At 54.6% G+C, this 12,140-nt stretch carries 8 protein-coding genes; 7 read left to right on the top strand and 1 reads right to left on the bottom strand.

What is annotated here, in order from left to right:
* The first annotated feature begins 68 nt into the window (after positions 1-68).
* The 3 genes from ACP5OT_RS06875 (at position 69) to ACP5OT_RS06865 (ending at position 3,065) form a co-directional block, all read left to right on the top strand.
* The gene (locus tag ACP5OT_RS06875) at positions 69-2,030 is read left to right on the top strand and encodes a hypothetical protein (protein ID WP_428111053.1); all 1,962 of its coding nucleotides are present in this window, start codon (positions 69-71) and stop codon (positions 2,028-2,030) included.
* Between the two features lie 91 nt (positions 2,031-2,121).
* The gene (locus ACP5OT_RS06870; RefSeq protein ID WP_424676515.1) at positions 2,122-2,400 is read left to right on the top strand and encodes an Lrp/AsnC family transcriptional regulator; all 279 of its coding nucleotides are present in this window, start codon (positions 2,122-2,124) and stop codon (positions 2,398-2,400) included.
* A 137-nt stretch (positions 2,401-2,537) separates the two neighbouring features.
* The gene (locus tag ACP5OT_RS06865) at positions 2,538-3,065 is read left to right on the top strand and encodes a single-stranded DNA-binding protein (protein ID WP_424676516.1); all 528 of its coding nucleotides are present in this window, start codon (positions 2,538-2,540) and stop codon (positions 3,063-3,065) included.
* Between the two features lie 126 nt (positions 3,066-3,191).
* On the opposite strand, the gene ACP5OT_RS06860 is transcribed toward ACP5OT_RS06865, so the two are convergent.
* The gene (locus ACP5OT_RS06860) at positions 3,192-5,435 is read right to left on the bottom strand and encodes a 6-phosphofructokinase (RefSeq protein WP_424676667.1); all 2,244 of its coding nucleotides are present in this window, start codon (positions 5,433-5,435) and stop codon (positions 3,192-3,194) included.
* 178 nt (positions 5,436-5,613) lie between these two features.
* On the opposite strand from ACP5OT_RS06860, the gene ACP5OT_RS06855 reads away from it, so the two are divergent.
* The 4 genes from ACP5OT_RS06855 to ACP5OT_RS06840 all read left to right on the top strand — a co-directional run bounded on the left by ACP5OT_RS06855 (position 5,614) and on the right by ACP5OT_RS06840 (position 12,116).
* The gene (locus tag ACP5OT_RS06855) at positions 5,614-6,759 is read left to right on the top strand and encodes a Druantia anti-phage system protein DruA (protein ID WP_424676666.1); all 1,146 of its coding nucleotides are present in this window, start codon (positions 5,614-5,616) and stop codon (positions 6,757-6,759) included.
* Entirely contained in the window at positions 6,743-7,873 is a 1,131-nt protein-coding gene (locus ACP5OT_RS06850) for a DNA double-strand break repair nuclease NurA (protein WP_424676665.1), read from the top strand. The genes ACP5OT_RS06855 and ACP5OT_RS06850 overlap by 17 nt, the downstream gene beginning before the upstream one ends.
* 3 nt (positions 7,874-7,876) lie before the next feature.
* Complete coding sequence (locus tag ACP5OT_RS06845; protein WP_424676664.1) at positions 7,877-9,688, top strand: ATP-binding protein; 1,812 nt, start codon at positions 7,877-7,879, stop codon at positions 9,686-9,688.
* Positions 9,689-9,896: 208 nt separating this feature from the next.
* The gene (locus ACP5OT_RS06840; protein WP_424676663.1) at positions 9,897-12,116 is read left to right on the top strand and encodes a heavy metal translocating P-type ATPase; all 2,220 of its coding nucleotides are present in this window, start codon (positions 9,897-9,899) and stop codon (positions 12,114-12,116) included.
* Positions 12,117-12,140 lie beyond the last annotated feature (24 nt).

The raw sequence follows: 12,140 nt of genomic DNA, 5'->3' as shown, positions 1-12,140 counted from the left end.
AGGCGATGAATAGAGCCGCGAAGCGCGAAGATGTGCTGCGCTTCGCGGTTTTCTCTGTAGTGCTGCCTATGGTTAACGCCATTAGCAATTCGCTTAGCCAAGACTGGCGTGCTCTGCGTACACCGGCCCTCTGGGTTGCAGTGGGGCTGTTATTCGCCATTGCCATCCTCACTGCCCAAATCCCCCACCAACACGTGATCGATGTTGGTTATGAAGAGGGGATCGGTGACGCCGATCTGCCCTTTCTGCGCGATTTTAACACTGCCGAGAAGAGCTTCTTCGGCACGTTTCGCTGGACGAGTGGCGACTCGCAAGTGTTCTTACCAACTTTCGGATTACGAGCAACGGTCATCGAGCTTCACTGGTTACCTATCGGAGCAGAGATAGTCGATCAGGCACCTACCACGCTTCAGGTGTGGCACGAAAACCGATTCATCGCCGAGCTACCGGTACAGCACAGCGGCAGTCGGCAATGGCTCATCGTGCCACCCACCGCAGATGGGAACCTCCACTTGCGACTGGTGAGCGATAGCTTTCAACCGGCACAAGATCCACGTCAGCTCAGCCTACCCCTAGAGCGCATTATCGTAACAACCGTTCCCGGCGGGTGGGCTTGGCCAGCACTTCCACTGCTTGCATGGTGGATTAGCGGCGTAATTGTGGGTTGGCTCATCCTTGTTCGTACCATGCATCGTCAGGCGCTGTGGGGCCTGGCAATCGGCAGTGGATTACTCGCCGCCGCTATGCTCCTCGACCCGGCACGCTGGGCATTTGGCGCCGAAGCGGCGTTTGCAGCTCTTGCTCTGACCTATCCCTTAACCCTGGCGATACAGGCATGGGCACGGAGACAGATACGGCTTCAGGGCATCGCTGACACACTCAGTGCGATAGTGGCCATTGCATTCGCGACCCGGATCGGAGGCCGATTCTACCCGGCCAGCATGCCGGGTGACATCGGCTTTCACACGAATCGCTTTCATGAAGCGCTGGGTGGCCTGATCACGATCATCTCGAAGAATCGCGGCATTGACTTTCCCTATCCACCGGGGCCATACCTCCTTCTTGCCCCCGGTCACGTATTGGGGATCGCGCCCCCACTCCTTTTGCAAATCGGTGCGGCACTCGCCGATAGCCTTGGTGCGCTGATTGTTTACGTCATCGCCCGTCGCGTTCTCCCACCACGTCCGGCACTACTCGCCGCTGCGATCTACGCCTTCACCGCTGCCACCTATCTCACCACATGGTGGTCGTTTGACACGCATATTATCACCCAAAGTCTCTACTTATTGTTCATATGGGGTATTATCAGAGCTTGGGAAGACTGGCGAGCTGGGCAGTACCGGCGCGAGTGGATAGCTGGGCTAGCCGCTCTTAGTGCGATGGTCTTTCTCGGCCACTTCGGTTTCCTGATCAGTAGTGGCACGTTGCTCGGTCTCCTGATCGCTATCGTCTGGATCGCCCGCGGACTGGGTTTGCAATGGGCACGGGCAGTAAGTGGGCCGCTCACCCTTGCCATCGGTATTGGTGCCCTATTCGCCATTATCTTCTTCTACAGCGCCTACCTGTCAATGTTCCTCGCTCAACTCAACACCGCCCGCACGGGCGGTCTCACGGCTGTAGCCGGACGGGCGCCGATCAACCGCGAAGCCTTATGGAACAATCTCTGGCAAGCCGGACTGATTGCCCATTATGGACTACTACCAATACCTTTCGCACTTATCGGTCTATGGCTCTTGCTCCGGCGACAAGGCTGGCAAATCACGATCGGCCTGATGGGTTTAAGCTTCGTAGTTGCCATCATCTTCGCTACGTTACCATTCATCACTCAGGTCTCGAACAGTCCACGCTACCTGATGGCGTTAGGCTGGGCAATTGCTATCGGAACAGCAGCGACATGCGATACGTTGTGGCAGCGTGGATGGGTTGGTCGAATCAACGTAATCGGGGCCGGTCTATTCGTGTTATTCAACACATGCTGGTACTGGCTCACACCGATGCTCTGGCGCGTCCGCCCACCGGAGCCATTCTAGAGAGACATGGTTCACCGATCTTGCCCGGTGTTGTGCTCAGTTCTTCTGGTATGATGAAACCAATCAACCGCTCATCAGCAAAGGAGCACGTATGGTCACTGCCTTTGTATTCATCACTTGCGAACCGCAACGGATCAGCGACCTTGCCCAAGAGATCGCCGAACTACCCAACGTTGCCGAAGTGTATTCGGTTACCGGCGACTACGACATCATCGCCGTCTTGCGCGTCAACGCTTACGAATCACTCGACGACGCCGTACCCAGTGGCATCGCCCGCCTACCCGGCGTGCGCCACACAACCACGGTACTAGCTTTCCGTCGTTATTCACGGCGAGATCTCGAAGTTGGGTTTGACATCGGGTTATCGTAGACAAGAACGCAATATTTTACTTGACGACGGCGGGCACATATGCTATGATTAGTACAATAGTTCGAGAACGTGCGGGTAAGCTCTCGCTCGGTTCGGTACTGTTGGGACGATAACACACAAGAGACGAGGAGGGTACGATGGCAAAGGATCTAAACAAGGTACAACTAACGGGTCATCTCGGCGCCGATCCCGAGATGCGTTACACGGCACAAGGCAGCCCTGTAACCACCTTCCGGGTCGCGAGCAACCGCACGTGGCGTGACAAAGACGGCAATTCCCACGAAGAGACCGAATGGTTCCGCATTGTTGCGTGGGATAAACTTGGTGAAATCTGCAACCAATACCTCACCAAAGGCACGCGCGTTTACATCGAGGGTCGCCTACAAACGCGCAAATGGGTCGATCGCGATGGGCAAGAGCGCTACACTACCGAGGTCATTGCCCAAGACATGATCATTCTATCGAGCAAGGGTGAACGCGGACCGGTACCGGACGCCGAGCTGGTCTACGACGAGCCGGTCGATGAGCCGGTGCGTCGCACACCGCCCTCTTCACCGCCTAATTCACGCCCGTCTAATACCTCATCATCCACCCGCGCACCGGTTAATCGAGCACCGTCACGCAACCAGCCACAACCGCTCGATGATGAGGATATTCCGTTTTAGGGGAGCTGTCTTCCCCCTCGGCCCCGCTCCCGCACCGCAGTCGAGGGGGAGCTAACAAACCCTCTGCGCCTTTGCGTTACCCCCTCTGCGCCTTTGCGTTACCCCCTTTGCGTAAGCCAGCGCAACTCACTTCTGCTCAACTTGATGAAACGCCGGCGGCGTCGTCAGCAACCGCGTCATCTGGCGTAACGCCAACCACCACTGCTCACGCGGACGCGCATGGACTGGATCCATCAGCCGCGGCATATCCTCAATTGGATGCACCTGCACCTTACCACCACGATACCCGATAAAAGCACCCACCGGCTCCTGCCGATCGGCATGCTCGATCAGAAACTCAATACAGCGGACGGCCAGGCGTGTTGCCTGAATCCGATCAAACGGTGATGGATCACCACCCTGCTGCAAATGACCGAGAATTGCCTGCCGCACCTCAAACAGCTTGCCACCCTCTTCTTCAAACAGTGAACAGATAAACGAGGTCGTATAGACCGGATTAGCCTTCTCGTTGCGGATAATCAGACTCAACCGTTTACCACGTCGGAACCACTCCATCATCTCATCGAGATCTGATTGCAACGTGCGCAAGTTAATCCCCTCTTCAGGCAGATAGACCCGTTCGGCACCGGTGGCGAGACCACTCATCAGCGCAAGATACCCACAATCGCGCCCCATCACCTCGACAATAAAACACCGCCGGGACGCCACCGCCGACTGCTTAATTCGATCAACCGCATGAACGATACTATTGAGCGCTGTATCGGCCCCCAAGCTCAGTTCAGAACCGGGTAGGTTGTTATCAATCGTTGCCGGCAAGCAAATAATAGGAATATTGAACGCCGGAAAAATATGCCGCTCGCTGTAGAGTTTGTACGCTGCCTGATAACCGGTCCAACCACCGATCATCAAGATTCCATCGATCCCAAATCGTTCGATATTACGAGCGATCTGGTACAACTCACTACCTTGGGGAATCTTACGATTGGTGCCGAGTTCGGCGCCGCCCATCGTTGCCCAACCACTGACACTCATCCAGTCCATTTCAAAGATATCACCATCGATCAGGCCCTGAAAGCCATTGCGCACCCCAAGCATCGTATGACCCCGATCAATCCCGATCCGTACTGCTGCCCGGACCGCGGTATTCATTCCCGGCGCCGGGCCACCACTGTGCATCACAGCGAACCGGTGACCGCGCCGCAAGCGGTCGGGGGGCGAGGGCTGGGACTGAATGAGGGTCCCAAGGGTACGATACGCCTCGACAAAACTATTCCCACGCATCGCGATAGCTCGCTCATAATCGTGTTGGGCAATGGCCTCAGCCACCTGCCGCGTATCGCTCACGCACGTCATGAGCGGCAACCGCACGACCCGATTTTCCCGCAAACCGATCAGCTTCGGCTCAGCATCGGCATCCGCGCTCAGCAACTCTTCAACAGCTGTTGCCCCCAACAACGAACTCATCCAGCGATCAAACGCACTCGGCGCACCACCGCGTTGCACGTGGCCGAGAATAGTCACGCGCGTATCCTCACCTAAGCGCTCCTCAAGGACCTTCTTGACATAGTGGGCTGTAATCGGCTTGCCGTGACGATCGCACGCACCTTCAGCCACCACTACAATGCTATCGCGCCGCCCATGCTCCCGTCCGATCCGCAACACATCACACATGTGCTGCTCCCAGTCGTCCATCTGCGGTGGCATCTCTGGAATAAACGCCCAATCGGCGCCACCGGCAATCGCTCCCATCAGCGCTAGATAGCCACAATTGCGCCCCATAACTTCGATCACAAAGGTACGCTGATGGCTCGCTGCCGTCGAGCTAATCGCATCAATCGCCTCGGTAATCCGGTGGAGAGCGGTATCAGCACCGATAGTCATGTCGGTGCCACAGAAATCATTGTCGATGCTCCCCACAATCCCGGCAATGCGTAAATGCGGATGCGCCGCCGCTTGGGCTTCGCTAATCGTACCCGCCGCTACCAACTCGGCCAACAACTCCGGCCACTCCCGACGAAAGAGATCGGCTCCGGTCAAGCTGCCATCACCACCGATGATCACCAATCGGTCAATCCCAAGTGTCACCAGATTCGCCGCCGCCTGCCGTCGTCCTTCGCGCGTTCGGAACTCAGCACTGCGCGCCGTCCCGATGATCGTGCCCCCGCGCTGGATGATACCACCGACCGAACTCCAATCCATTCGTCGGATCAACGTGCCGCCTTGGATCAGACCCTTATATCCCTCGTAGATAGCGTATACTTCGCAGCCGTGACTAATTCCGGTACGGACCACCGCACGTACTGCGGCATTCATGCCTGGTGCATCGCCACCGCTGGTCAATACTCCAATCCGAATAGGTGTGCTGGTCATCGTATTCCTCGCCTGACTGGCGGATGAACAATTGGTTGCATACGCAAGTATAGCATAGTATGCACCAGATGATGGTACTTAAGAAGCCATCACACCATCTCAGCAGGAACGTTAGCGCAGAAATAGGGTATGATACATGAAATCTCACAGTAAAGATGATGATGATAGAGCTACTCTTATGAACGCGAACGAACTCAAACGTCTCGTCATCCAACGATTACAAGCGTGTGGGTTTGAACTATCGCATACCGGCGTCTTGTCACTCCAAGCAACCGAAAAAGAGGCGATCCGGCTCTTACATCAACCGGCAACCAACGTCGAACGAGCCGCCCATCAAGCCTGGCTGCACCGGCATCTGGATCGGTATCTTCCCTACTTCGCAGATGGTGAAGAGGTTGACCCGATGCACATCCAGCCAGAGCTGGTCGAAGTGCGTACCAAAGACCACGCCAATCTCTTTCGGATTGCTCGCTTACTCTGGTCGATTCCGCTCTCGAAAGGGTATGGACGACGATTACGCTTCCTCGTTTTTGATCATACCAATCAGAAACTGATTGGTATTCTTGCGCTCCAATCACCACCACTGAGTTTTCCATCACGCGATCGCCTGTTTCGCTACCCGCCAGACAAAAAAACCGAGCTGGTAAACCAAACAATGGATATTCAAACGCTCGGCGCCGTCCCGCCATACGATCGATTGCTGGGCGGAAAACTGATCGCCTATGCAGCCGCAGCGAATGAAATCCGTGCTGCCTACCGGCGAAAATACGAACAACGGGCAACCGAGATGGAACAGCGTATCCTACCACCTCACCTCGTCGCCCTCACCACCACCAGTGCGTTTGGACGGAGCAGCATTTACAACCGCTTGCGCTATCACCACCTCAGCATTGCCGAGTCGATTGGTTTTACGGAAGGATACGGCAGCTTTCACCTTATCGAATTGTATCCGCTCTTCCGCACATTTCTGGAACAGCAGGGGATTTCGACCCGTGGCGGATTCGGTGTTGGTCCTCGTCGAACATGGCAAACAATAGTCAGAGCATTGGAACGACTCGGTCTTTCTGCCTCGTTACTCCAACACGGCGTAAAGCGAGAGGTATTCTTGTTCCGTCTCATTGATAACCTTGAAGATTATCTTGAAGGGAGAACAAGCGAACCGCAGTATCGCGATTTACCCTTCGCAACCTTGGCAGCCTGGTGGCGATCACGCTGGCTGTTACCACGTGCTGAACGGGTCCAGTGGCAATCGTGGTGTAAAGAAGACTTACGTCATCGAATCCTACTCGCTCCTAGCGAGGTGGTTTATGAACGAGGTACCTGATCGAGTTTTTGGGGAACTACCCGCCGCGCTCGTCGCTGAGTTGCTGCATCGCTCAGCCGATTTGAGTCAGCATCTGCTCAGCGACTTTCAGCACCTCCGCCAGCAGTACGAACAGTGGCGCCGTCTATTGACGGAGACCAAACTACTCGGACGTGAAGCCGATCTCGCATACCCAACTATCCCTACCACCTGTGGTATTGATGGTGCGTATGCAGTCGAGCGCTTACTCGCCAGCGATCTTGTGGCCGCAGCCGCCGTAGCGGTGGAAGGGCTAACGCCGCCATCCGAAACACGCTACTGGCCAGAACCACGGCATCGAGCGTGGATTGAAGCCGAAGTCCACGATAGCGATACCGGTACTATTCTGCGCGCCTTGATGATGGGGTTTGAACTGCAACTGGCTCACGAGGCACCCCATCAGGTTGTGTTGCTCGACGGTTCACTAACGACCCCGCTGATCTACTTTAATCAAGCGTTGAATAAATGTCGCGAGACCGGTCATCTGAAAACCACACAATATTTTTTAGAACAGATTCCAGCCTTTCTCACAGCGTACCACTCCATTTTACAAGCCCAACGGAGCGACCGTTGTTGGATCAGCATCCCGAAATACACGACCCGTCGCGAGATCGGTCACTACCTCAATTGGTCATCGGCGCACGACGATCGCAGTGTGCTCAGTTTTTTGCTTGCAGCCAGTGAGTATACGCAGCCGGTGTCCCTTCAACAGCCCAACGAACCGTGGCACCTCAATGTTGAACCATCATTGCGTCCAATCGCAAACGAGATTATCCAGGCGTTATCTACCATACAAGTGGTCTACTACCGACCGTTCCAGTGGTTACCGGCACTACGCCTAGAGATGGCACAGGCGGTTGCGAATAATCGTCATCGCCTCGCCGAGGTCCTACACGGGATTCGCCATCAGTGTGGGACCCCAGCAGTACTTGAACCGTACCCACTCTACATGGCCGACCGGATGGTCAAACGTCTTGCCATTGCAATCCCAACATTGCGCCAAATTGCCGGTCAACAAATGGCCGAACACTACCAAGGTGACATCAACGACGTATTTATCAGTTTACACGGCTACCGCACCGAGTCAGGAGTGTAACCAATGTATCAGCGTCTCGATCAACTCGTTGATCAAGCCGAGCGGATTGGTGTCATCGGCTCACCTTCCTCCACCTCAGAACTTGCACTTGACATCCTCGCCAGTGCTATTCATAAAAAGCTGATCGGAGAACTGGCGATCTTTCGGTATATGCAAGACGGTGTACCCCACTATGCTCTTGGTCAGATCACCGAAATCAAGCTGCGCAACGTGTGGCACGAAGACCCAACCATGCGTAGCTTGATTCGCCAGCGCGGCCGGATCGATACGGTGAGTGAACGGCAAGATACACACCTCGGTGAAATGACGATCAGTGCGGTATTTGCAGCCAGGAGTGGCACGTACCGGCCTGATATGCTAGGCACCGTACCACCAACCGGGACCCCGATTTATTTGGTCACCGACGCTATTTTGCATGAACTCCTGGCGCTCTTCAAACAGCAATTGTTCTACCTTGGACATATCTACGGATCAACCCCTCTATTACCGTGCTGGTTTAAACATTTTGGTAGTGGACTCGATGGGGCAGGTGAGGCATACCATCTCGGTATTTTCGGTAAAACCGGATCGGGGAAGTCGGTCCTCGCCAAAATGATCTTGTTGGCGTATGCACGTCACCGTGAAATGGGGCTCCTCGTAATCGATCCGCAGGGCGAATTTGCCAAAGATATGCGTGACCATACCGGAACAGGATCATTTCGTTTGCCTATGCAATCTATCCTGCAAAAGTTGGGAAGAAACGTGCAAGTTATCGGCATTCGAAACTTAGTCCTCGATCGGTGGGACCTTTTTGAACAGATTTTGGGCAATTCGGGCTTCTTTCAGCGACTTGGGATCAAAGCCTCACAAAACCAAAAACAGGCCGCTGAAGTTGTGCGAGAGCATTTAGAGGGGAAAAAGAAACTTACCGATCTACACCTTAGAGAAACGTTTGATAGTGTGTGGGAAATCTTAAAGAAAGAGCAAAACTTGACTCGAATTTATGGAACCAAAGACAAACGCGACCAAGTGCTTACACAAATGCATCGTCTCGTTCCTGATACGATCTATCGGCAGGCATGGCTACCGATTACCCAACTGTTTCATCAACGTCGCCAAGAGGCTCAAACCGTTGACCATCTGCTAGAAAATCTCTTTACCGGTCAAGGTCAACGAGCAGTGGTGGTGATTGATCTCTCCGAGGAACAATCACTTGCATCAAAGCCTACATCCAAAAACCAACTCACTCTGCCTGGAGTGGCCGAAATTGATGACACCGCGTTGCCCTCCGGCATTGTGTGGAACGACACTATCCAGGCGTTAGTCATGAGACGGCTTCTCGAAGGCATTCGCCACGCTGCTGAGCGCTCGTACCGGCAAAATCGCAGTCTCAACACACTCGTTCTTATCGACGAAGCCCACCGCATCGCACCACGGGAAGAACCGAGCAATGAGGAACAACAAGCGGTGCGCACCTTTTTGATCGATGCCGTGCGCACGACCCGCAAATACGGCGTTGGCTGGATGTTTATCAGCCAAACCCTCTCAAGTCTACACCGCGAAATAATCGAACAACTGCGCATCTTCTTCTTCGGATTCGGCTTGAGCATGGGAACCGAGTTCCGTGCTTTGAGCGAATTAGTTGGCGGGCGCGGGAATGCGCTCGATCTCTATCAGCTTTTCCGCGATCCTCATTCTGCCATCGATAGCGATAGTCGTGAGTATTCATTTATGACCATCGGACCGGTTTCACCACTGTCATTCGCCGGCACACCCCTCTTTTTGAATGCTTTTAATAACGTTACCGATTTTCTAAAGCAGAATAATTTACAATAGTAACGTAATTGCCGTAATATTCGTGTTACACCATCGATTATTTTTACCAACCGGCAACGCCTCTCCCCTGAGACAACGTCTATACAACGAAAACCTGCCATCTCACAACTAAGACATAGTGTCATTTTTTCTTACTTCCCTTGACTTTATCGCCGAATGCGCTAGAGTAAAGGCATAAATCGCTTTTTTTGCACTGCTGAGGAACAACATGATGCACAACCAGCGGTTTACAATTAAAGGAATGGATTGTCCCGATTGCGCACGCACCGTCGAACGCGGGGTAGCCCGGCTCGCAGGAGTGAAGACGTGTCATTTGAACTTCACTACTGAGCAGTTGCACATCACCGGTGATGTTGACCCTGAAACAGTTATTGCTCGTGTGCGTGAATTAGGGTACGAAGCCCGACCAACGACATCCGCAGTGAGCGAGCCACCACCCGCATTCTTACGTTTTATGTTGAGTAGTCGCGAAACAAGACCGGCGCTCATCGGATTACTCCTTGTCATACCGGGAATCGTGTTGCACGAGATACTCGGTTGGGAAGCGTGGTGGATTGATGTCCTCGCGTTAGGTGGCCTGGCACTGGTAGGACCATCAATTGCCCAACATGCATGGCGCGTGTTACGAACCAATCGTGAGTTGAGTATTGACGCCCTCATGACCATCGCAGCTATCGGTGCGATCATCATCGGTGCGTATGTCGAAGCTGGGTTGGTGATGGTGCTCTATGCGATTGGCGAGGCGTTAGAGGGATACACAGCCAACCACGCTCGTCATACCATTCGCAGCCTGCTTGAACTGACACCACCGACTGCTACCCTCATCACCCCTGACGATGAACAGGTGGTCGTCGTGGAGACCCTACGCCCCGGCGACCGCATTATCGTCCGACCTGGCGAGCGGATCCCAGTTGATGGCACGATTGCCGCCGGGAGTTCGTTCGTCAATCAGGCACCGATTACCGGTGAAAGCCGCCTCGTCGAGCGGAGTGTCGGTGATGAAGTGTTTGCCGGAACGATGAACGGCGAGGGAAGCATCGAAGTGATTGTCACGCGACCCGCCGCCGAGAGTACCGTGGCTCGCATGATCCATCTGGTGCAAGAAGCACAAGAACGACGAGCACCGATTCAACGATTTGTCGACCGTTTTGCCCGCATCTACACGCCATTAGTCGTTCTGCTTGCCGCCATTGTCGCTACGGTGCCACCACTTTTCTTCGGCCAACCGTTCTGGAATCCAACCCCCGACACGTTTGGGTGGTTCTACCGTGGTTTAGCCCTACTCGTCGTCGCTTGTCCATGCGCTTTGGTGATCAGTACGCCGGTGAGTATTGTCAGTGCCCTAAGCACGGCTGCCCGCCATGGTGTCTTGATCAAAGGTGGAGCGTATCTCGAAGCGTTAGCGCGTGTACAGACGATTGCCATCGATAAGACCGGCACCCTCACGACCGGCAAACCGGCAGTTGTGGTATTGCGCACGATTGGCTGCACGAACCCTGAGGCACCGCTTGGCCATTGTCCGGCGTGTAATGAATTGTTAACATTGGCCGGAGCAGTCGAACTCCGTTCAGAACACCCACTCGCGTATGCGATTGTCAATGCAGCTACTACGTGTGGCCTAACCTTACCACCAGCGGCAGAGGTGCGTGCCTTGGTTGGGCAGGGTGTCCGTGGGGTAGTGAACGGGACCGAAGTGTTCATCGGTAGTCATCGCATGTTCGATCAAGTAGTGACGCACGATGAATGGCACTGCCTTGCCGCACAACGCGATAGTCAATTAGGTCGCACCCCGTTAATGGTCGGGGTCGATGGTCAATACCGCGGCACTATTACGGTAGCCGACACCATTCGTGAAGAGAGTCGGAGTGCAATTGCCCACCTCCGCGATCAGGGGCTGCGCATCGTGATGTTGACCGGTGATGATACGGCCACTGCCGAGCGTATCGCTGCCGAGTTGGGCGTCCATGACGTGCGGGCCGGTTTGTTACCGGCCGACAAAGCCCAAACCGTGCAAGCATTGCGCCAAACGACTGGTGCGGTGGCAATGGTGGGCGATGGGATCAATGATGCACCGGCATTGGCTACAGCCGATGTCGGCATTGCCATCAGTGCGAGTGCCGGGGGAACAACGCAGGCAATGGAAACTGCCGATATAACCCTATTAAGCGGTGATCTGCATCAGTTGCCGTTTGCCATCGCGCTTAGCCGCCAAACTCTCCGCACCATCGCCGCAAATGTTGTGTTTAGCATTGGGGTCAAACTTCTCTTCATTGGGCTGGTGCTCGCCGGCCTCGGTACAATGTGGATGGCGGTCCTTGCCGATGTCGGTGCTTCACTGCTCGTAACCCTGAACGGCATGCGCTTGTTGCATTTTCGGGCAAGATTACCGGCGGCATACGATCAAGCGGCGTTATCGTTCTCCCCATAGGTGCATAGCAACGCTATGCACCTA

Origin of the sequence: Chloroflexus sp. (genome assembly GCF_049970315.1) — a bacterium.
Taxonomy (GTDB): Bacteria; Chloroflexota; Chloroflexia; order Chloroflexales; family Chloroflexaceae; genus Chloroflexus.
Note: the sequence above shows the minus strand (reverse complement) of the source record. Positions and strands in the feature narration are given on the sequence as shown.